This is a genomic window from Kibdelosporangium philippinense, from assembly GCF_021390435.2.
In the GTDB taxonomy this organism is placed as follows: Bacteria; Actinomycetota; Actinomycetes; order Mycobacteriales; family Pseudonocardiaceae; genus Kibdelosporangium; species Kibdelosporangium philippinense.
Genome location: NZ_JAJVCN010000001.1, coordinates 2,858,727 through 2,879,440, shown reverse-complemented (window position 1 = coordinate 2,879,440; position 20,714 = coordinate 2,858,727). Strand labels below are relative to the sequence as shown.

The following is a 20,714-nucleotide window of genomic DNA, read 5'->3' as shown; positions in this document are numbered from 1 at the left end:
CCTATTTCACGGGGATTTCGAAGGTCACGACGCGGCCGTCGGCGCGAACACCCAGCTCCCACCGACCCGCCATCGAAAACAGCTCACCGGTGGCCCGGAACAGCCCTGGCTTTTCCCTGATGGCCGTGATTTCGCCGGTGAGGTGGCCCATCTGCGGCATCGTGGCGAACATCGAGACCGCGGCCACCTCAGGCGGCGTTTCAACTTGTGCCACAACGGTTCCCGTACTGGCCTTGTCCAGTTGCACGGTCAGGTCGGCGCGGACAAGCCTGACGGGTTTCGCGCCCGGCAGGGTTATCAGCAGCACACCCATGACCGCGATGACACTGAGGGCGGCCACCAGTTTCATCGCACGACCTCGATCACGTGCGGGACCGTGACGATCTGGAACTCCTTGACGTACTGTACCCATGCGAAATACCTGCCAGGTCGGGGAAAGCTCGTGCTGAAGCACAGCTTCGGGCCATGCTCGGCGACTGTTCCGTCTGATGTGGACACCATGGAGCTCTCGTGCACGTGGCCGAGGAAATCGCCCGTGGCGTCACGGGTGATCATGTGCCCGGCCATGCCAAGCCACGACTGCACACCAGTCGTGCCGGTGTCGATTTCGATGGTGACGGGCCGTCCTGCGGGAAATGTCCATGACGCGACCCGTAACGGCGATGCCCGCGGCGGCCCGGTTATCTCGAAGCTGCCGGACACCCGCTGACCGCCCGCGTCGACGCGTTCAACCTCAAGGTAAGCCAGGTATCGTCCCGGCCGGTCCGGGACAAGCCGCGTTTCCAATCGGCCTTCCGGTGTCCTTAGTGGATGGACGTGCCGGAAGAATTCGCCATCCTGGCTGGTGATCACGAGATGTGCCAGTGCGTCGTGGTGCACGGCGAGGTCGCGCACGGGCAGGCCGGTCGAGCCGTCGACAAGGTCGAACCGGAGCGTGACCTCCTCCCCTGCCCTCGGCTGAGCCGGAGTCACCAAAAGGAAGCCCTGCGCGTTGGGGCGGCCAGGATCACGGGTGTCGGCACCAAGCTGAGGCGAGAGCACGGCGACGGTGGCGGCGATGATCGCGGCCACTACACCAACGCCGCCCAGTCCCAGCGCGGCCGGCCGCCACCGAGACATGCCCAGGGCAGCCGCGAACATCACCCCGGTCACGCCGAAACCGCCGTACACCACCATTTCCCACGTGGCGGGCCGCGGAACGCGTACCTCAAAAGGTAGAACGGAGTAGTCAGCGGAGGTTTTGAGCCGCAGTTCATGCGGACCCGTGTCTTGCACGTGCAACACCACCGGGTGCGTGCCAGAACGCCACAGCCGCACCGTCCCGGCACTTTCGCCGACGGCAAGGTCGATCGTCAGGTCGCCAACGGGTTGGTAGGCAACGAGATTGACGTACAGCGGGCCGGGGACCTCCGGCGTCCGCCTGATCACGACCGTCAGCTCGGTGCCCGAGATTGTCTGTGCCACACGGAGATCCGCGTCGGCACTGACCACATGTGCCGACGCGGGCACCGCCATGACGATCAGCACCACCGAAACGCCAAGCACCAAACGAATGAACACGTTCCTGAGATTAGGAAAGTGTCACCGCAAGCACATACGGCGCGAGTAGCGACTTCACTAGTGCCTGAGAACTACTTCCGGTCGAACCAGGTCACATAGGCACCGTTGTCGAACGACTGGTGTTCGGTCGGGGTGAACTGCGTCGGCTGGAACTCACCGCTGACAACCGGGATGCCCGCGCCAGCGAGCACGGGGTAGCTCTTGATCACCAGCTGATCGATCTCCGCCAGCAAGGCGCCCGCGAGCTTCCCGCCACCGGCGAGCCAGATGTCCTTGCCGTCACGGTGTTTCAGCTCCCGTACGAGCGGCAGCGGATCACGCACGAGCGTCACCGCCGGATCCTCGATCTCGGCCAGCGAGGTCGACACGACGTATTGTTCGAGGTTCGCCCACGGACTGGTCATCCCATCGGCCACACCCGGCAAGTACGTACCCAGGCCCATGATCACGGTGTCGAAGTTCTTGTTCGGCACATCCGCCACCCCAACCACTTCACGGAAGCGAGTGGGGATCGTGTCCGGGAACCGTTCGGTCATCCAGGCCGTGTAGGCGTCGGACGTCGGGTAGAAGTCGTACTCCCCACCAGGCCCCGCGATGTAACCGTCCAACGAGACAGCGATGTAGTAGACGAGCTTTCGCATAGTTCTCCCCCTTACTTCCGGTCGAACCAGGTCACGGACACGCCGTTGGCGAACGACACCTGCTCGGTCGGCGTGAACTGCGTGGGCTGGAACCCGCCGTCGACCGCGAGGACGCCGGTGCCCGCCATCACCGGGTACCTCTTGATCACCAACTGGTCGACCTCCGGCAACAGCGAACCCGCCAGCTTGCCGCCACCGGCCAGCCAGATGTCCAGCCCCTCGCCCTGCTTCAGCTCCCGCACCAACGGCAACGGGTCACGCACGAGCGTCACGGCCGGATCGTCGATCCCGGGCAGCGACTTCGACACGATGTACTGCTTCATGTGTCCGTACGGGCTGGATATGTTGATGTCCAGCGCGGGCTGATACGTGCCGAGGCCCATGACCAGCGTGTCGAAGGCCTTGTTCGGCGCGTCGTCGAAGCCGAGGTGCTTGCGCACGTGGGTGGGCAGCGTCTCCGGGTAGTGCTCGGACATCCAGGTCATGAACTCGTCCGACACCGGGTAGAAGTCGATCTCCCCGCCCGGGCCCGCGATGTAGCCGTCCAGTGAGATGCCCACGTAGTAGACGAGCTTTCGCATAACGCCCCCTTTGAAGTACTCTATATGAAGTGGTTTGAAGATAGTACTTCACTTGAAGTGGTGTCAACTGGAGGTTGGTTGCGATGCGGCAGAACCCCGCCCGGCGCGCTGCCCTGCTCGATGCGGCGATCGAGGTCCTGGCCAAGGAAGGCTCGCGTGGCCTGACCCTGCGCGCGGTCGACAAGGAAGCGGGCGTGCCGATCGGCACCGCGTCCAATTACTTCAACAGCCGGGACACGCTGCTCACCCAGGCAGGCGCCCGCGTCTACGAACGCCTCATCCCCGACGAGGCCACGCTGACGCAGCAGATGGTGCCGACCGGTGACATCAATACGGTCGTCGAATTGCTCAAGGAGACCGTCAACCGAGTCGCCAGCTTCCCCACCGGCTACCTGGCGCTGCTGGAACTGAGGCTCGAGGCGACGCGGCGGCCCGAGCTGCGCGAGGTGCTGACCAAGCGGGTACGAGTGGACATGGACGAGAACGTGTCCCGTCACCTGGCGTCCGGCCTACCCGGCGACGCCACAGCGGTGCAGCTGCTGCAGCTCGCGTTGAGCTGGCTGATCCTGGAACAGTTGACGCTGCCGGACATCCTCACCGCCGAGGAACGCGACAAGCTGGTAACCGAGGCCGTAATTCGGTTGGCAGGCAGGTAACCTCTCCCCGGAAGATCGCACATCTGGGGGAAGTCCGATGAAAATCCTTGGCGTTGTTTTGGCGTGCGCCGCCGCGGCCGGATGCACGACGACGGTCACCGCGACCCCGGTCGCCGTCGGTGACGTCCGATCAACCGACGCACCGCGGTCGACCAGCACGAAGCCGACCGCCACATCCACCCCGAGGCCGTATGCGATCGAGACGCCGAAGCTGGAGATCACCGGCGCGGCCACCCCGGCCGGTACGAAGCTGAAGTTCGGCGCGCAGGCCGTGATCCCGGCGTTCAGCCAGTACGCCAAGGGCAACCTCGGCTACACCGTCACCGTGCAGAGCGTCAAAGCACCGGACGCCGACATCGACCAACTGCGGTTGACGGACGAGGACAAGGCCAAGCTGCGCGGCAAGAACTTCTTCTTCGTGCACTCGGTGATCGAGAACCTCGACGGCGTCAACTTCGCCGACTACCAGGGACCGATCTTCATCGCGGGCACGAAGAGCGGTGGCTGGCCGGGCTCGCTGCTCGGGATCGGGGAAATGTCGGTCACCGGGTGCGAGGACGTCGGGTTCGCGCCGAAGGACTTCACCACCAAGGGCGCGAAGTACACGACGTGCACCCTCTTCTTCGGCGTCGCGTCCGACCCGATCACCAAGGTGTCGTTCGTCAAGGAGCCGTACAGCACGGAGGACCGGCAGTCGGTGACCTGGCGCAACTGACACACACCAGGCCCCGCCGACAACGTGAATGATCCTCGTGCATAACATTGTGCCCTTGATCACGATGGCGCTAAGTTGCTCTCGCTTGTCGGACAAAGGGACCACGTGCACACATGCGACTGAAGCTGGCTGTTGGTGCCGGAGCCATCCTCGTGCTCCTGCTGGTGATTGCCCTCATCGCACTGCCAGGTGAGGAAGAAGGCAGCCCGACGGCGTCGTTGAGCGTCCCGACCGCGGGCGAGTTGGTTGACGAGCGGTCAGGCGCGTCGATGACTGCCATGCCGTCATTTGTCCTGCCCGGCGGACCAAGCAGTTCGAACCAGCCGCCGTCCTCGACACCGCCGTCGTCATCCTCCCTGGCGAGCGAGCCGCCGCCGCCAGCCCCCTCCGGCCAACCCGCCGCCGCCTGCGGCAACCGTGTCAGGCCGGATCAACTTTTACGGCGCCAGGAACAACGATCCGCCCGGCAGCCGCGCGATCGCGTATCCCAATGTCATGCACGGCCAGGCAGGCGGGTCGGGCACCTTCGAAGACCCGATCACGTTCTCCGCGGGCACCGACCGCTACCGGCCAGGGACGAAAATCTATGTCCCTGATCTGAAGCGGTACTTCATTCTCGAAGACCTGTGTCCACAGTGTTCCGGCACCACGATCAACATCTGGACGGGCGCCGCAACGGATTCGGGCAGCATCGACTGCCAGCAGTCGTTGAGCCGCAACGGGAACTGGTCCTACGAGGTCGGCCCGCCGAAGGGACGCGCGGTCGTCGCGGGCGACCTCTACCAGAACGGCCGCTGCTACCGGATCTAGGGGCTCGTCTCAAATCCTTGACCATGTGGCCAGGCTTCTGATCTGTCCATAATGGACGATCAATCGGCCACGACGGCAGCCGCGGAGACCGCCGCACGCGTGTCTGCCAGCATCGCCTCGCAAGGTCAGTTTGATCATCGCTAGTTCCAGTGCCGTAGCTTGTCGGGGTTGACGACCAGCCAGATCTCGGTGACCAGACCGGCACACACGGAGAAGGACGCGACCGCGCTCACCCGGTCACAGCACCGCACCACCAGACCGGCTCGGCCGTTGACCGACTGCACGGAAATCGCCGCGCCAACCAGCAAGTCCAGCACCGCGGTCGTCGTTTCGGCTATGCCGCAGATCGGGCGGGCGGCCCTCGGCAGCGTGCCGCCGCTGTCGAAGAAGGCGGTGACGTCCGGGTCCAGCAGCAGCGACAGCCCGGCGGCCGAGCCGGACTCGCACGCGAGCCGGAACCTGTGCGCGACAAACTCATCGTCCAGCACGCGGCAACCCTGTCCCTCAAGCGAACTGGCCAGGATCATCGGACGCCTGCCAAGTCTCTTCGCACGGCAGATCCCCTCGCTCACCAGTCAGCCGACCGCGGCGAGCTTGTTCGGGTTCACCATCCAGAACACCTGGTCGATGCCCGCGTCCGAAGCCGCGACGCTGACCACGCCGGTGACTTCGCCGTCCCGCCGCAACACCAGCCCGATCTGCCCGTTCACCAGGCTCAAGGACATTTCCACTGCCCAGAATTCGCCGCCCCATGCGTGAATCACCGTGGCGAGCTTGCGTGCTCCGTAGACGGGTTCCCTGGCCGCGCGGGCGAGGCCGCCACCATCGGCGTAGCTCACCACGTCTTCGGCGAACAGCTGCTCCAGCGCAGCGACATCACCGGCCTGGGCGGCAGCGACAAACGCGGTCAGCAACCGCCGCTGGTCGGCCGCGCTCGACGGCGTTCGCCGCTTGGTCTGCAGGTGCTTACGCGCCCGGCTGACCAACTGCCGTGCCGAGACTTCCGAGGTCCGCACGATCTGCGCGATGAGGCTGTACGGGTAGTCGAACGCCTCACGCAGCACGTAGGCCGCACGCTCGGTCGGGCTGAGCTTTTCGAGCAGCAGGAGCACAGCGACTTCCAGGCCCGCGGTGCGCTCGGCCCCCAATTGCGGGTCGGCTGAGGTGTCCACGGGTTCGGGCAGCCATGGTCCGACGTACGTCTCGTATCGCTCGCGTGCGCACTGGCTGGCGTTGATGGCCAAGCGGGTGATGGCCGTGGTCAGGTAGGCGGCCGGATTGAGGACCACCGACCTGTCACAGGTCTGCCAGCGCACCCACACCTCCTGGACGAGGTCTTCCGCGTCCAGCGCGCTCCCCAACATCCGGTAGGCGATGCCGAACAGCCGTCCCCGCGATTCAGCGAAAACGGCGGTTGCCTGGTCGAGGTCGCGCATGAGTTCTCCCTTGGGGTGAGGTCGCGCGGGCAGGACGACCGCCCTGCCCGCGCTTTTCCCCTGGTGGCAGCAGGGTCACTGGGTGGCGAGCCAGTCGCTCAACCGCGTGTCGGCGATCCGTGCGTCCGGGCCGGGCAGCAGGCTGTCGCCGGCCAGGACCGCGCCGTAATAAGGGGCTTGCGCGTCAACGACCACCGCACGCGAGTCGCCACGGGCCTGCAGCACCGTGCGGATCCATTCGTCGAGACCGAACACCTCAGGGCCGCCGACCTCGACGATGCCGTTCAGCGGCTCGCCAACGGATGTCCGGCCGACCGCGGCAGCCACGTCGTCAGCCGCCATCGGCCGCACGCCCGCGTTGGAAATCCGCACCACACCGTCGTCTGTGGTCGACGTGTCCGCGATACCACCGGCGAACTCGAAGAACTGTGTGGCGTGCACGATCGAGAACGGCACGCCGGACTCCTTGATCAGCTTCTCCTGCGCGACCTTGGCACGCATGTAGCCAGAGTCCGTCAGGCGCTCGGTGCCGACGACCGACAGCGCGAGGTAGTGCCCGACCCCGGCGTCCTTCGCCGCCTCGACCAGGTTGCCGGTGGAGGTCTGGAAGAACCGCATAACGTCGGCGTCCGCGAACGACGGCGAGTTCGAGACGTCGACAAGGACGTCGGCGTCGCGCAGCACCTCTTTCAGGCCTTCACCGGTGATCGTGTTCACGCCGGTGTTCGGCGCCGCGGGGACGGCTTCGTGCCCGTGCTCCTTCAACCGGCTGACGAGCTTGGAACCGATCAGTCCGGTTCCACCGATGACGACGACCTTCATTGTCCATCCCTCCGACGTGCGCCCCTGGCGGCGTTCCTGAAGTGAAGACAGTGGGCGCGGCGGTTTCGTGACAACTCGGCGTGATCTTTCGAAGATGCCGCAGGGAGCCTGCCATGATCAAGCCAGTCCACTGTGCTCATTCAGCCACCGGAGGCGTCCATGCGGTTCGGCGAAGTCACTGTCATCCCGGTCAACGGACACGGCCCAGAGGACGTCGTGGTGGACGCGGACGGACTGATCTACACGGGTGTTGACGACGGCCGAATCCTGCGGATCACGCCGGACGGCAAGCAGATGGACGTGATCGGCGACACCGGCGGCCGTCCACTTGGGCTCGAACTGTTCGGTGAAGACCTGTTGATCTGCGACGCGAAGGCTGGTCTGCTCACAATGCCGCTGAGTGGTGGCACCATCACGACACTGGCAACGTCCGCACTGGGCCTGGATTTCGTGTTCTGCAACAACGCTGCCGTGGCTCAAGACGGGGCGGTGTACTTCTCCGACTCGTCACGCCGGTTCGGCATCGAGAACTGGCGCGACGACCTCATCGAGCAGACCGCGAGTGGCAGGCTGCTGCGCCGGACTCCGGACGGCAAGATCGATCTGCTCGCCGACGGCCTCCAGTTCGCGAACGGAGTGGCCCTGCCGCCGGACGAGTCCTTTGTGGCCGTTGCGGAAACTGGCGCGTACCAGGTGCGACGGGTGTGGCTGACCGGCCCGCGCGCAGGCGAGTCGGACCTGTTGATCGGGGATCTGTGGGGTTACCCGGACAACATCTCGACTGGCAGCGACGGGCTGATCTGGGTGACCATAGCCAGCCCGAGGGTCTCGGCTCTCAAGTTCATCCAAAAACTGCCCGCACAGCTTCGGGCGGGGGTCCGCGCGTTGCCGACGTCCTTGCAACCGGCGCCGAAACGGGAAGTCGGTGTGCTCGGCGTGCACCCGGACGGCCACATCGTGCACGAGCTACGCGGAGAAATCGACGGCTTCCACTTGCTCGTCGGCGTCCGGGAACGCGCCGGGACTCTCTACTTTGGATCGCTGGAGGAAAACGCCATCGCCATCACGACGATGTGATGGCTCTCCGTAGCAAGAATCAGTACCTGTACGGAGGTCATAAAGTAGCTCGCCAGACGATATTCACTGCATGACAGTCACGGTCCTCCGCGCAGCCTGGCTCTTCGACGGCGTCAGCTCAACGCTGCGGCCCAACCCGGTCGTCGTCCTCGACGGCGCCAAGATCGTCGCAGTGGACAGTGACGCGGCCGAGGGCGCCGACATTGTCGACCTGCCCGGCGCGACGTTGCTGCCCGGCATGATCGACACCCACGTCCACCTGGCGTTCGACGCCTCCTCCGACCCGGTCGGAGCCCTCGCAGGCCGCAGTGACGCCGAGGTCGTCACCGCGATGAGGCACGCAGGCCTGCAGGCGTTGCGGTCGGGCGTGACCACGGTCCGCGACCTCGGTGACCGCGACTATCTGTCACTCGACGTGCGTGGGCTGCCCGGGATGCCAACGGTCGTCGCCGCAGGCCCGCCCATCACCACACCCGCCGGGCACTGTCACTACCTGGGCGGCGGGACGCAGGACGTCCGGGCCGCCGTACGCGAGCATGTCGAACGCGGCTGCGACGTCATCAAGATCATGGGCAGCGGCGGCACCCTCACACCCGGCACCCGCCAGGAAGAAGCCCAATTCACCCCAGAAGAACTGCGCGCGGCAGTCGACGAAGCACATAGACACGGCCTGCCCATCACCGCCCACGCACACGGTTCACAAGCCATCGCCGACGCGATCGCAGCCGGTGTAGACGGAATGGAGCACGTGTCGTTCTGGGCCGCGGACGGTGTTGACGACCGACCAGACCTGATCGAAGCCATCGCCGACCGTCGCATCGTCGTCGGCGCCACGCTCGGGATCCTGCCGAGTGACATGCCACCGCCGCCTCCCGTCGCAAGCCGCCTAGGCCCGATGAAAGCGTGCATGCGCAGGCTTTACGAGGCAGGGGCGCCAATCGTCGCGGGCACCGACGCGGGTATCGCCCCGGTCAAACCGCACAACGTATTGCCCTACGCCGTTGCCCAGCTCAGAGAACTCGGCATGAGCCCGTCGGAATCGTTGCGCGCGATCACCTCGCAGGCCGCAGGCGTCTGTGGACTCGCCCACCGTAAAGGGCGGATCGCGCCCGGGTTCGACGCCGACGTGATCGCGGTGGACGGCGATCCGCTCGCCGACCCGACCGCACTGCTGCGGATCCGGGCGGTGCACGTAGGCGGCGCCAACCTGAGCCCGGCGTGGTCCCTCGGCTCGATCTAGGACCGGTACCGTGAAGGCGACGACACGGAGGGGGACCGGATGTCCTTTCGCTACTACCTGTACATCAGCGACGCCAAGATCGACATGTTGCTCGCCCAGATCGACCCGGCTGCCACGAACAAGCGCACGTCCGAGATATCGGTCGGCGTCAGCGCCGCGAAGGCCAAACGCACGGTCGAAACCACCGGCGACCAAGTAGGGCGGCTGGAACGGGTGGTGCGGCACCTCAACGAGCACGGAGACGTCGGCACGGTCGAGGAACCTGGGCAGTTCTTCTGGGGCCTGCTGCCGATGCAGTGGGGGCCGATGGTCACCGACAACGGGTCCTCGTTGGTGTACTTCGGCGGACGGGACGAGCGCACAATCGTCGGCCTCGGCGGGTCGGCAGGGCATGTGGTCGGCGCCGAGCACGCCGACCAACGTCCGCCGTCACCGTCCCTGCTGCCTGTGCTGCTTGACATGATCGACGACCGTGAGCCGGAGCCTGGTGTCGATCTCGACGAGGCTGCGCTCGCGTCGGTGCACCGGGCCAACAGCAGGCTGCGCGGGCCGGTGCAGAACGTCGAGTTCCTGGCCAAGCGGTTGTTGTCCGGGCCCAGTCCCTATCCGGAACTCGACGGCAGGGACGACATGTCGGTCCTGCTCGGCAGCCCGCTCTACGTCGCCTTGGCCGACTGATGCACCTGGCTGAGGTGCTGGAAGCGGCATGCGACACGATGGCGCCGCTTGGCATCTATCCCTTGGTCTTCGAAGCCGATTCGAACGGCGCCTTCATCGTCGCGACGATGCACGCCAGTGCGCTGCGGACACGCAGCAGGGGCCCGTACTCACCGGACAACCTGCCGCCTGAGGCGATCGCGATGGTTGAGCGGGTGGCGTTGTTGTGGTCGGTCAAGCCGGAAAAACCCGAGTTCACGGTCGAAGGCGGCGGCCGCTGGCCTGGGCTGCTGGTGCTGCTGCACGCCAGCAAGGTGACCGTGCGGTTCGTGGTACCGGAAGACGCGCCACCGGTCCCCGAGCCCGCGCCGAACAACGTCGGCCCGTCCGGCGACATCAAGATCGCGCTGAGGTTCGTCGCGGAAACCTTGCGGACCGCGGCGAAGACGCTCGGCAGCGAGCCGCCCATGTCGATCCGCCTGACCCATCCCGAGAATCCGCATTACGAGTCGGAGCGCGCGAGGCTGCCTGCGGACTTCCGCGATTTCGTCCAGCCGGTCACGCCGACGATCGAACTTGACCGGAGTGCCTGCAGCGGCACGCAGCTGCAGGCGCACGACGCGGCGGTCAGGTCGTCCGCATACTCCGACCAGCGGATCGAACCCTTGGGGCGTAAGGGTTTCACCACGTGGATCGGCAGCGCGTGCGTACGGACCGCTGGGTGACGGTCAAGCCAGAGCACGGGCAAGCTCCTCCGCACTGGTGATCGAATGAACCGGCCAATCGACGAGCGCCTCATCGATCACGCGAGCCAGCCGGCAGTCCAGACTGGACAGACGTTCGCGCACGGGCACGACGGGAGTGCGCAACGCGACCAGGACAGGATCGGCGTCCGGCGGGAAGTCACGCGGCGTCGCGCCGGTCAGCATCCAGTACAGGCACGCCGCCGCTGCCCACACGTCCACCTCCGGCTTGGCATCCCGGTAGCCGACGAGTTGGGTACGTGGCACGAACGGGATGCTGCCGCCGAACGCGCCCGTCCTGGTATATCCCGACAGCCCCGCGTGCTCAAACGCCTTCGCCAGCCCGAAATCGGCGAGTTTGACGGTCGAGCCGGTGAGCAAGACGTTGTGCGGCTTGACATCCCGATGAACCAGGCCGTTGGCAACGCCACCAGGTATAGGCACCGGCGCGGCGTGCGCGTAGCTCAGGCCGTCCAGGATCTGCATCGTGATCGATAACGCCTCTTCGACCGGCAACGGTCCGCGACGGGCAACGAGACTGTCCAGGTCGCCGTCGGGACAGTATTCAACGGCGAACCAGAAGTCGTTGCCTTCCACCGCATTACCATGGAACTCCACAATGTTCGGGTGTCGCAGCGCACGGATGCTGTCGTACTCACGCTGGAACCCGAAGCGCGCGTTCTCGTCAACGGATGCGTGTGCTGTCATGACTTTCAACGCGACCAGCTCGCCGGAGTCGTGCCGAGCGAGATGTACCGTGCCTTGCGCGCCGCGCCCCAGCTCGTGGAGCACTTCGTAACCAGGAAACGGCGAGGGCACAGATTCGACGGCGATCCGTAGCGCGATGTCTGACACGCCGCCGAACCGGATCTCGTCGCCGTCAACCAACTCCCGTTCGGTGTCCACACGTTGCCCGTTGACGAAGGTCCCGTTCCGGCTCACGAGATCCACAATGGACACACGCGGCGGGGCGATCTCCAGCTGGCAATGCCGCCGCGACACCCGGTTGTCCGCGATCGTGATCGCGCATTCGTCGGCCCGCCCGATCACGCACGTCCCAGGTTCGGTAAAGCGGTGCGCACGGGTGGATCCGCCGTCCCGCACCGAGATGATCACTGTCACAACTCGTAGTCCCAATCCAGTTCCCACAGTCGCAACAGGGGCGTGAGATCGGCGGACAACAGCAGATGATCATCCGCGGCGAACCGGACGCTCGTGACATCCACCAGATGGCCTTCGAGGACATGCGCCCGCCGACCAGTCCGCAAATCCCACAGCTGCACCGAAAGGCCATCGGCCAACGCGGCATACCGGCCATCCGCGGTCAGCGCCGCGGCCTTAGCCCTGACCGGAAGCCGGTGCTTGATCTGCCCGGTCCCGGTGTCCCAGATCAGCATCTCGTCCACCATCCCCGCCGTCGCGCCGGTACTGCCGTCCGCGCTCAACGCGAAAACATCCGTTCCGCCGCGTTCGGCAAGCTGATACGCCAGGCCACCGGTCTTCATGTCCCACGCATACAGACCGTCAAGCTCCGTGGCGAACAGGAGTTCATGCTCGAACCTCAGGAGCCCAGGCCAGATACTCGACGAGAGCTCGAAACGAGGACGTCCAGTCGCCGCGTCCCACACCCGAATCCTTTGTTCGCCGCTGTTACGTGACACGACAAGCTTGCCGTCCGCGCTCACGGCCACCGCCTCGGCAGGCTGGTCGTGCGCCAGGATTGTGCGCAGGTGCACAGCCCCTTGACCGATGTCCCAAACGCAGACCGCGCCGCTTTCGTGGCCGATGACCACGCGTTCGCCGTTCGTGGCGAGCGACCGCGCATGGCTCTGGTCACCGAACATTCCCTCGGTGCGGCCTTCGGCAAGATCCCACAGGAACGCTCCACCGCCGTAGTCGACCGTCACGATGTACCGGTCGTCCCGGGACATACCGATCGTGTGGACGTGGCCAGGGGTGCGGTCGTTGAACGTGCCAAGACATTCGCCGGTCGCCAGCTCCCATGCCCGGGTGCGTCCGTCGGCCCCGCCGGTGATCGCCACCTCGCCGTCGCTGGACACGCCCAGGCTGAGCTGCGGCGTGAAGATCCACGTGCCGCTCAGGCCCCACCGGTACCAGACCGCGAGCGGATCGGTCCGAACGCCGTGCCTGCCGACCTCCGCCCACAGCATCCGGAGGTCGGGATGACTGTCGAAACCAGGTACCTCGCGGGCCTCCCGAAGTACGGCCGCTGCCTGCGACGGTCGCTCTTCTTGCAGCAAAGCGGCGGTGTGCGTCAACAGCTCGTTGAACCGCCGCGCGTGCTCGTCCAGTTCGCCCGCGCCGGTCGGCCGGGCGTAGTTCCATGGCGCGAGGTAGCCCTGGCCAGGCAGGCGGTGGACCTGCACGCGACTGAAGGACTCCAGCGCCAACGCGATCCGCGCGTCGCCACTCAACGCGACGCTGTCGAATCTCAGGGAAATCTCGTCGAGCTTGACGTCGATCGATCGTACGCATCGGCCAAAAGCCGTGTCCCACACCCGTAACGGCTCGTTGGACAACTCGCCGACGCTCACAGCGACCTTGCCGTCCCGGCTCAGCGCGATCTGGGAGTACGCGGTGATGTGGTTTTGCACATCGCTCTGCATTTCGCCGGTCCGCGCGTCCCATACCTTCAGCGGTCCCCGCCGGTAATAAAGCAGCGCATGACGGCCGTCCGCGCTCAGGGCCACTTGGTCGATACCGGTGAGGTAATCCGGGCGCGTCCGCGTGATGCCCGGCCCCCGCCTGCCAGTCGGCAGGTCCCACGTGAGCAGGCGGTAGTCGCCCGACTCACCACACACGGCAACGACACGCGTTCCCGCATCGTCCAGCGCGACAGCCGCGGCTGGCGGATCAGTGGTGAACTCATTCCGACGCGTACCAGTGTCGAAATCCCAGACGTAGACAGCTCCGCTGCGATGGACCGTGGTGCCTGTGCGGCCGGTCCTGTCCAACGCGACCGCGGTCACGTCGCCGCTGGGAAAACCGCCCAAATTCGCGCCCGTGGCGACATCCCAGAGATCCACGGCGCCGTCGGCGTACACGACTAGACAACGACCGCCGTCAGCGGAGATCGCGACGCCCGTCACGGCCTCTTTGCCGCTCAGTTCGCGTAACACCACAAGGTCTGTTGGAGACCAGACCAGCACGTGCCCTTTCTCGGTGCCGAGTAGCGCGACCGAACCGTCCTCACTGATCGTCAGGCAGGTGGTCCGGCCCTTGCTTGCACTGAACACGGCGGGCGGCGGCACCTCAGCACGTTCGGCCAGCACCACTCGTGCCGCGTCGAAATCGGGGGTGCCTGGCGCGTCGCGCAGGAGGCGCTCGGCCGCTTCGTCGTGCCCGCGTTCAAGCTCGATGAGCCCGAGCAGGTGCTCGGCGCTCTGGTCACCTTCCTTCAGCTCACGAACCCGCTCCAGCTCGGACACCAGCTCCGAGTCCGTCATCCGGCCGATCCGCCAGCGGTACAGGCCCCAGTTGTAGACCGCGCTCGGGTAGTGCGGGGCGACGTTCATCGCCTCCTGCCACAATGCCTCGGCTTCCGCGCCACGACCAAGGTCCACAAGAGACAGTGCTTGGTTGGACAGGCTGTCCGCGAGCAGGTTCGCCGCTTCGGGCCGGACACGGGGATAGCCCGTGCCCGCCACCTCGGCGTAACTGGCCGCCAGTGCCTCGGCAAGGTCATCGACGGCTGGCCGGGCCCGCGGATCTTCCTGAAAGCACTGTCGCAACAGGTCCGCCACACCCCGAGGCAGATCCACCTGGCCGTCCGCGAGCACCTGCTCCAGCACGATGGGCGCGGTCTGCCCGTAGCGGCACGGCGGCCGACCGACGAACATCTCCAGCACGGACACCGCCCACGACCACACATCGGTCGCTTTCGTCAGGCGCACAGACGCACCCGCGGCGGCCGCAGCTTGCTCGGGGGAACAGTATGCGGGCGTCATGCCGCCATAACTCGCGAGGACATCGTGACCATGCAGCTGCTCCCCCGCCGCGGCCCGCGCCTTGGCCAGCCCGAAGTCGGTGATCTTCGCGATCCCGCCGTCGAGCATGACATTGGCCGGTTTTACGTCCTGGTGCACCACACCTTGGTCATGTGCGTGCCCGATTCCCCACGCGGTCTGGATGGCGATGTCCAGCACCCGCGCCAGTGACTCCTGCGGATCCTCGGTACACAGATCACCTTGCCGCACCGCCGTCGCGAGACTCCCACCATCCACCCACTCCGCGAACACGCAGGGAAGGTCACCGATCCGACGGACATACGCGCACCCGACGACATGCGGATGAACTCCCAGGCCCACCCAGGTTCCCGCTTCGTCCTCGAATCGTTCGCGACCGGTGTGCGTGGCAACCAACTCGGGCCTCGGCGTCTTGATCGCCAGATCGAATTGCCACGTCAGATGCCGTACCCGGTAAACCAGGCCCATTCCCCCGCTGTGCACCACATCGAGCACGTCGTACAGATCAAGAAGACGATCACCCGGATGCCACCCGACTCCCACCACGATCACCAGGGTGGTGGTCATGGCGACGGATCGCAACCGTCTAGTCAGTCCTCAAGGGTGGGGCCGAGGATGGCGAAAAGTTGGTCGAGCTGTCGGCTGCTGAGCTTGCGCAGCGGGCAGGCGGCGTTGAGGGCGTCCAACGCGGCTTTCCTTGCCTTACGTCCCTTCGGCGTGAGTGAGAGCACCCGGAAGCGGCGGTTCGACGGGTCTTCGGTGCGGGTCAGGTAGCCGAGCTCGACCAAGCGCTCGGTGGTGAACGTCAGGTTGGACTTGGTGCTGTCGATCCGCTCGGAGATCGTTTTCATCGTCGGCGGCGGCTCATCGGGGTCGATCGCCCACAGCACGTAGACGGTCGGCATCGTCAGGCCGAGTTTCGCCAGCGCCGGTTCCGCGCCCCGAGTCGTGGCCGTGACGATCTCGTAGAGAGCCTCCAAAGGAGACCGATGGGGCAACCGCATGACTCGGATCATACAGGACCAATACAGTACAAATATCGAACTATTGCTCCACCCAGTACAGCTGCGCTGGACGAGATGTACTGTCGGCTGTCGAAGAGCACATGGAGCTCCGGCTGCTGCGCGACGAAGTGGGCATCGAGCCCGGACCGGCGCTGCGGGAGCTGGACCGCCACATTCCCGCTGGCGACGTGGGCGACTCGGCAAGTCCGGCGGTCGGGATGCTCCGCGTAGTCCCGCAGTTCCTTGCCCAGGACCTTCGGCGTGACATGGTGGCCGATCATGTAGTCACACGAACCAGTCCAAACTGGCCAGATCGAACCAAGTGTCCACTATAGACAATTCGACGCACCGGACAGTCAGCTCCCATTTGTACCGAATCTTCCCGAAACTCGGGATCACCGCTCGTACCGAACTCCGCCACCGGCTCGACGACTAAAGTGTTTTAGGTGGACTTGGGATTGCGGGACAAGACCGTCGTCATCACGGGCGCCAGCAAGGGCATCGGTCTGGCGGTGACAGAGGCGTTCGTCAATGAAGGCGCACACGTGATCGCCGGAGCCAGGACGATCACACCTGAGCTCGCCGCACTCGCGCGCGGTGGATCCGTTGAGGCGTTGGCCGTGGATTTGTCCACAGTTGAGGGTCCGTCGCAGCTCGTCGAACACGCGCTCGCGAATGAACGGATCGACGTCCTTGTGAACAACGTGGGTGCGGCGTCGACGCGTTGGTCCGGTTTTCTGAGCGTGACTGACGATCAATGGCTCGCGACCATGAACCTCAATCTGATGGCCGCGATCCGTACAACGCGGGCCGCACTGCCGAGCATGATCGACGCCGGACAGGGGGCGATCGTGATGATCGGCTCCATCAACAGCACGGTTCCGGTGCCGAACGTGATCGACTACAGCGCGTCCAAAGCCGCACTTGCCAGCGTCGCGAAATCCCTGTCGAAAGAGTTCGGGTCGCAGGGCATCCGGGTCAACACGGTGAGCCCTGGACCGGTCGCCACCGAGCTGTGGCTCGGCGAGAACGGCTTGGCGGAGCAACTCGCCGAGCAGTCAGGGCAAGATCCGGCGGACATCGTCGCCACCGCCACAGAGGCAGTACCCAGTGGACGCTTCACGCAGCCGAACGAGGTGGCGGACCTTGTCGTCATGCTGGCCAGTGATCGGACCGCGAACGTGACCGGAGCCGACTTTCTTGTCGACGGCGGTCTGCTCGCCACGACGTAGGCGCCAGTCCGGCGGCCCGGTGCTGACCATGTCCACGTCACCACGCAGAATCAGCTGCTGGATCGCCCGCAGCCCCGCTCCTGGGACGATGCCGAGCTCCGCCGCCAGCAGGTCGTAGACCGCCCGATAGACAGCGAGCGCCTCGGCGCGCCTGCCACTGCGGTAAAGGGCGACGAGATAGATTTCGTACAACGTCTCATCGAGCCGGTTCGCTTGGATGAGCAGTGGCGCCTCGGCCACGACCTCGGCATGCTCCCCCAGGTCGAGCTTCAGCTGAAGCAACTCACGTTCGGCGCCTAGCTTTTTCCTTTCCAGCCGCGCCCGTTCACGGTCGATGGCCTCCCCGGGCACACCGGCCATCGCGGTGCCCGTCCATAGCCCCAATGCGTCGTCGATCGTGCCCGTGAAGTGCGGTGCGGCGTCCGCATACCCAGCACGCAGAGGCACGAGCTGACACACCCGATGGCGCCAGTCTTCGAACTCGAGGGCCGGTGACTCGGTCGTCGCGGTGTCCATCTGGCCTCACTCATCATGAACGTGGAACCAGGCTACGACGGCTACCGGCCAGAAATATCCCGCGTGATCCGAATTGGTGACGACAGTGCACGGATCTACAGTGACGATGGGCCGTTCGTACACCGCCCGTGGTCACATTTGTGAACCCGCACGCTGGTCCAAGCCCGCGAGCTGGCGGTCATGGATGCGGCGGAGCAGCAACTGCGCGACCACCGCGCCGCACAAGCACAGGAACATGTCCCACTGCGTGTCCCACACATCGCCTTGTGTGCCGAGGAAATCGTCGGCCCCAGCGCCAAGGATCATGGCCGCCGCCCACTCCACGAACTCAAAGCACGCCGAAATGGACAGACACACGGCTGCGGTGAGCGTGAACGTCCAACCGCCTGGCCGCAGCGGCGTCAGCCGCAACAGCATCTCGCGGACCAGAATCGCCGGGACGAAGCCCTGAATGAAGTGCGCGAAGCGGTCATAGTTGTTGCGTTGGGTATCGAGCATGTCTTGGAACCAGTTGCCCAGTGGCGTCTCCGCGTATGTGTGCTGACCGCCGTAGCAGAGCACGATGGCGTGGAACACCAGAAGCCACAGAACCAGGCGCGTCAAGGGAAACCGGCGGCGATTGAGGATCACCAGCGGCGCACCGATGGCAACCCAGACGACTTCAAGCGCCCAGGTGCCGAGACTGTGGGCGCCGACGCCCGACCAGATCAGCGCGAAGATGACAATCCCGATGAGCACCAAGCCCTCACGGCGCGACACACCCACCTGATCACCGTGCCCGATCATGCCGCGACGCCAGCAGGTAACCGCGTAACCAACTCGACAGTGACAGTCCCCATAAGGAGCAGACTGTATCGGGACCGTGGCGCCACATATCACGGGGTGTCACAGCGGGCAGGCAGTGCACAAAGCCCTGGTGGACAAGGCCGCGGCCAGTCCCGGTCACTGGTACACACCGCACCAGCCGATGAATTGTCCTTTTCGGACAGAGGCACGCGCCTGCCCGATCACGTCGACACGCTCCACCGGACGGCATCACCTACCAGTGCCACACCATCATGTGACCTATGTGGACACAATCATCCGCACGCGTGTCACCAAGTCATTTGGTCACATAGAAGGACTCCATCAATCCTTGACCAACTCTGTTGACAGCAGGCCACATTGGTACCGCGAAACACACCCTGCCAATTGGCCAACGTCTCAGGCTCCATAAAAGTTCCCTGCTACCAACAGTTCTCACACGATCGGGTTCCCGCACACCACGAACCCGCCACTCCCCCGCGGATTCCGGTATACGTGGAAGAGAGGCACCCGCCAGGGAGGACGGAGTTGCCGAAGCATCAAGGGGGAATACCAACAATGTTCGAAGCACGTATTGTTGGCGACCGGGTAAGCCCGGCCGCCAAGCCGAAGATCAGAGTCCTGTTCTACACCGATGTCGTCGGTTTCACTGGGAACAACGGCTTCTCGCTCGGCATCCTGCGCGACCTGCTGCTGGGCAACCAGCCGTTCTTCGCTGAGTTCGAGGTCGACCTGATCAACCGGCACGCCGATGGTCACGCTGCCAACAAGCTCACGCCTGAGGTGCTCGGGCGGTACGAGCAGGTGTGGTTCTTCGGTCTCGAGCAGTGCAACGTGCCGGGGCAGCCGGCGAACGAGCTGGTCGATGCCGAGGTCAAGGCGCTGCGGTCATGGATGGATGCCGGTGGTGGCGTGCTCATCACCGGTGACCATTCCAACCCGCGTCCGGGTGATGCCGATCCCAACCTGCCCGATTACCTCAACCTGGGGCGCGCGTTGGGACATCGGGTTCCACGCGCGGGTGAGCTGCGGGTGTGGAACGACCGGCCGGACTCGAGCATCGAGTTCAGCCACAACACCCACCAGCCTGACCCGTGGGGCAACGACATCAACCAGCCGATTCCCAACGACCTCGACCCGTATCCGCAGGAGCTGATCCTGCGCAAGTGGAACGGACGGCCGCATCCGTTGTTCCAAGGCAGGCGCGGGCCGATCACGATCTTCCCTGACCACATGCACGAGGGGCAGCTGCTCATTCCCGAACAGTTCCCGACGGATGTGTGGCCGGTGGGACGTACGGGTCAGCCGAAGCCGGAGATCGTGTCGCGGGGCACGGACAAGCGCAACGGTGAGGTCTACGGCGTGACCTCCGTGTACGACGGCGCCGCAGCCGGGGTCGGCCGGATCGTCGCGGATTCCACGTGGCACCACTACTTCGACATCAACCTGTGGGGTTTCCAGAAGGGCGGCGACGTTCTCAACCGCCTCACCGAGTACTACGTGAACCTCACGTTGTGGTTGACGCCGAAGCTCGTCAAGCAAGAGATGAACGCGCAACTGCTGCACTGGCTCTCGAACCACCTGAGCGTCCGTGCGGTGCTGGACGAGGGCTACCGGACGCCAGGGCTCGCCGCGGCAGGCCTCGTCCGCGAGGTCGCGGGCCAGGGCGTGCTGGACGATCTGGTCTGGCCGCTCGAAGGTTCGCCGGACGTGCCTGAGGAGCTGCTGCTCGGCGCGGTCGTCAAGGAGTCCGCGGCCGCGTTGAGCCGTGGGGACGTCGACGCCACCACAGTCGTCGAGCGTGGCCTGCGGACCGGTGCCGAGGAGTACGCCGCTGAACTGCGGGGAGCACTGGGCAGAGTGGAGGGCATGGGCGAGTTGATCGCACAGGGTCTGCGCTGACCCGATGACGCCGTGGCCCTGATACAGGCGGTATCAGGGCCACGGCCCAGACCCATTGGCCTGCAAGGGTTTGACGAACCGTTGTGCTGCTGCCTTGGCTTCCAAGCTACGAGGTGCTATCCCCTGTTGCGGCAACGACAAGGGAAGGACACGGGGAAACCCAGATGCTTCCCCTCGACGGATTCCGGATCCTGGATCTGACCCGGTTCCTTACTGCACGACGGTCCTCACCGAGTTCGGGGCGGACGTCGTGAAGGTCAAGCAACCGGTCAGCGGAGACGACTCACGCAGGCTGGCCCCGAAAGTGAACGGGGGAAAGCTACCCGTTCGCC

21 protein-coding genes and 2 pseudogenes are annotated in these 20,714 nt (G+C 65.3%); 10 read left to right on the top strand and 13 right to left on the bottom strand.

Going from position 1 to position 20,714, the window contains the following annotated elements; all coding sequences use genetic code 11:
- Nucleotide 1 precedes the first annotated feature (1 nt).
- From LWC34_RS13185 to LWC34_RS13170, 4 genes are all read right to left on the bottom strand, one after another.
- Nucleotides 2–349 carry a FixH family protein gene (locus tag LWC34_RS13185; RefSeq protein ID WP_233725337.1) on the bottom strand — a complete coding sequence of 116 codons (348 nt, stop codon included), beginning with the start codon at nucleotides 347–349 and terminating at the stop codon, nucleotides 2–4.
- Nucleotides 346–1,560, bottom strand: a complete 1,215-nt coding sequence (locus tag LWC34_RS13180) for a DUF8832 domain-containing protein (RefSeq protein WP_233725336.1) — start codon at nucleotides 1,558–1,560, stop codon at nucleotides 346–348. Before LWC34_RS13180 ends, LWC34_RS13185 begins: the two co-directional genes overlap by 4 nt.
- A gap of 71 nt (nucleotides 1,561–1,631) precedes the next feature.
- Nucleotides 1,632–2,201, bottom strand: a complete 570-nt coding sequence (locus LWC34_RS13175) for a dihydrofolate reductase family protein (RefSeq protein ID WP_233725335.1) — start codon at nucleotides 2,199–2,201, stop codon at nucleotides 1,632–1,634.
- An 11-nt stretch (nucleotides 2,202–2,212) separates the two neighbouring features.
- Nucleotides 2,213–2,782 (bottom strand): dihydrofolate reductase family protein, encoded by a 570-nt coding sequence (locus LWC34_RS13170; protein ID WP_233725334.1) that lies wholly within the window; start codon nucleotides 2,780–2,782, stop codon nucleotides 2,213–2,215.
- An 83-nt stretch (nucleotides 2,783–2,865) separates the two neighbouring features.
- Here LWC34_RS13170 and LWC34_RS13165 point away from each other — a divergent pair, with 83 nt between their 5' ends.
- The 3 genes from LWC34_RS13165 (at nucleotide 2,866) to LWC34_RS13155 (ending at nucleotide 4,963) form a co-directional block, all read left to right on the top strand.
- On the top strand, nucleotides 2,866–3,438 hold the full coding sequence (locus tag LWC34_RS13165; protein ID WP_233725333.1) for a TetR/AcrR family transcriptional regulator: 573 nt from the start codon (nucleotides 2,866–2,868) through the stop codon (nucleotides 3,436–3,438).
- Between the two features lie 37 nt (nucleotides 3,439–3,475).
- The gene (locus LWC34_RS13160; protein WP_233725332.1) at nucleotides 3,476–4,153 is read left to right on the top strand and encodes a hypothetical protein; all 678 of its coding nucleotides are present in this window, start codon (nucleotides 3,476–3,478) and stop codon (nucleotides 4,151–4,153) included.
- A gap of 417 nt (nucleotides 4,154–4,570) precedes the next feature.
- Nucleotides 4,571–4,963 carry a hypothetical protein gene (locus tag LWC34_RS13155; protein ID WP_233725331.1) on the top strand — a complete coding sequence of 131 codons (393 nt, stop codon included), beginning with the start codon at nucleotides 4,571–4,573 and terminating at the stop codon, nucleotides 4,961–4,963.
- 140 nt (nucleotides 4,964–5,103) lie between these two features.
- Here the strand turns inward: LWC34_RS13155 and LWC34_RS13150 are convergent, their stop codons facing one another.
- From LWC34_RS13150 to LWC34_RS13140, 3 genes are all read right to left on the bottom strand, one after another.
- Nucleotides 5,104–5,451, bottom strand: a complete 348-nt coding sequence (locus LWC34_RS13150) for a sigma-70 family RNA polymerase sigma factor family protein (RefSeq protein ID WP_233725330.1) — start codon at nucleotides 5,449–5,451, stop codon at nucleotides 5,104–5,106.
- 87 nt (nucleotides 5,452–5,538) lie between these two features.
- On the bottom strand, nucleotides 5,539–6,399 hold the full coding sequence (gene sigJ / locus LWC34_RS13145) for an RNA polymerase sigma factor SigJ (RefSeq protein WP_233725329.1): 861 nt from the start codon (nucleotides 6,397–6,399) through the stop codon (nucleotides 5,539–5,541).
- A gap of 75 nt (nucleotides 6,400–6,474) precedes the next feature.
- On the bottom strand, nucleotides 6,475–7,221 hold the full coding sequence (locus LWC34_RS13140; RefSeq protein WP_233725328.1) for an SDR family oxidoreductase: 747 nt from the start codon (nucleotides 7,219–7,221) through the stop codon (nucleotides 6,475–6,477).
- Between the two features lie 159 nt (nucleotides 7,222–7,380).
- Between LWC34_RS13140 and LWC34_RS13135 the strand changes: the two genes are divergently transcribed.
- The 4 genes from LWC34_RS13135 (at nucleotide 7,381) to LWC34_RS13120 (ending at nucleotide 10,920) form a co-directional block, all read left to right on the top strand.
- Nucleotides 7,381–8,298, top strand: a complete 918-nt coding sequence (locus LWC34_RS13135; protein WP_233725327.1) for an SMP-30/gluconolactonase/LRE family protein — start codon at nucleotides 7,381–7,383, stop codon at nucleotides 8,296–8,298.
- Between the two features lie 70 nt (nucleotides 8,299–8,368).
- Complete coding sequence (locus tag LWC34_RS13130) at nucleotides 8,369–9,538, top strand: metal-dependent hydrolase family protein (protein WP_233725326.1); 1,170 nt, start codon at nucleotides 8,369–8,371, stop codon at nucleotides 9,536–9,538.
- A 39-nt stretch (nucleotides 9,539–9,577) separates the two neighbouring features.
- On the top strand, nucleotides 9,578–10,216 hold the full coding sequence (locus LWC34_RS13125) for a DUF7019 family protein (protein WP_233725325.1): 639 nt from the start codon (nucleotides 9,578–9,580) through the stop codon (nucleotides 10,214–10,216).
- Complete coding sequence (locus LWC34_RS13120; RefSeq protein ID WP_233725324.1) at nucleotides 10,216–10,920, top strand: hypothetical protein; 705 nt, start codon at nucleotides 10,216–10,218, stop codon at nucleotides 10,918–10,920. The genes LWC34_RS13125 and LWC34_RS13120 overlap by 1 nt, the downstream gene beginning before the upstream one ends.
- A gap of 3 nt (nucleotides 10,921–10,923) precedes the next feature.
- On the opposite strand, the gene LWC34_RS13115 is transcribed toward LWC34_RS13120, so the two are convergent.
- The 4 genes from LWC34_RS13115 to LWC34_RS13100 are packed head-to-tail and all read right to left on the bottom strand — an operon-like array spanning nucleotide 10,924 to nucleotide 16,209.
- Nucleotides 10,924–12,060 carry a protein kinase domain-containing protein gene (locus tag LWC34_RS13115; protein WP_233725323.1) on the bottom strand — a complete coding sequence of 379 codons (1,137 nt, stop codon included), beginning with the start codon at nucleotides 12,058–12,060 and terminating at the stop codon, nucleotides 10,924–10,926.
- Nucleotides 12,057–15,491, bottom strand: coding sequence for a protein kinase domain-containing protein (locus LWC34_RS13110; RefSeq protein ID WP_233725322.1), 3,435 nt, complete (start codon nucleotides 15,489–15,491; stop codon nucleotides 12,057–12,059). Before LWC34_RS13110 ends, LWC34_RS13115 begins: the two co-directional genes overlap by 4 nt.
- Before the next feature lie 23 nt (nucleotides 15,492–15,514).
- On the bottom strand, nucleotides 15,515–15,928 hold the full coding sequence (locus LWC34_RS13105; protein WP_233725321.1) for a MarR family winged helix-turn-helix transcriptional regulator: 414 nt from the start codon (nucleotides 15,926–15,928) through the stop codon (nucleotides 15,515–15,517).
- Nucleotides 15,929–15,936: 8 nt separating this feature from the next.
- Complete coding sequence (locus LWC34_RS13100; protein WP_233725320.1) at nucleotides 15,937–16,209, bottom strand: hypothetical protein; 273 nt, start codon at nucleotides 16,207–16,209, stop codon at nucleotides 15,937–15,939.
- Nucleotides 16,210–16,374: 165 nt separating this feature from the next.
- Between LWC34_RS13100 and LWC34_RS13095 the strand changes: the two genes are divergently transcribed.
- The gene (locus LWC34_RS13095) at nucleotides 16,375–17,160 is read left to right on the top strand and encodes an oxidoreductase (RefSeq protein ID WP_233725319.1); all 786 of its coding nucleotides are present in this window, start codon (nucleotides 16,375–16,377) and stop codon (nucleotides 17,158–17,160) included.
- Nucleotides 17,161–17,217: 57 nt separating this feature from the next.
- Here LWC34_RS13095 and LWC34_RS56855 read toward each other — a convergent pair.
- Nucleotides 17,218–17,676, bottom strand: a pseudogene (locus LWC34_RS56855) (AfsR/SARP family transcriptional regulator); the annotation flags it as partial.
- Nucleotides 17,677–17,808: 132 nt separating this feature from the next.
- On the bottom strand, nucleotides 17,809–18,441 hold the full coding sequence (locus LWC34_RS13085; protein ID WP_233725318.1) for a DUF2238 domain-containing protein: 633 nt from the start codon (nucleotides 18,439–18,441) through the stop codon (nucleotides 17,809–17,811).
- A 597-nt stretch (nucleotides 18,442–19,038) separates the two neighbouring features.
- On the opposite strand from LWC34_RS13085, the gene LWC34_RS13080 reads away from it, so the two are divergent.
- Both LWC34_RS13080 and LWC34_RS58800 read left to right on the top strand, forming a co-directional pair.
- A complete protein-coding gene (locus tag LWC34_RS13080; protein ID WP_233725317.1) occupies nucleotides 19,039–20,382 on the top strand; it encodes a hypothetical protein in 1,344 nt (447 codons plus the stop codon).
- A gap of 55 nt (nucleotides 20,383–20,437) precedes the next feature.
- Nucleotides 20,438–20,689, top strand: a pseudogene (locus tag LWC34_RS58800) (CoA transferase); the annotation flags it as partial.
- Nucleotides 20,690–20,714 lie beyond the last annotated feature (25 nt).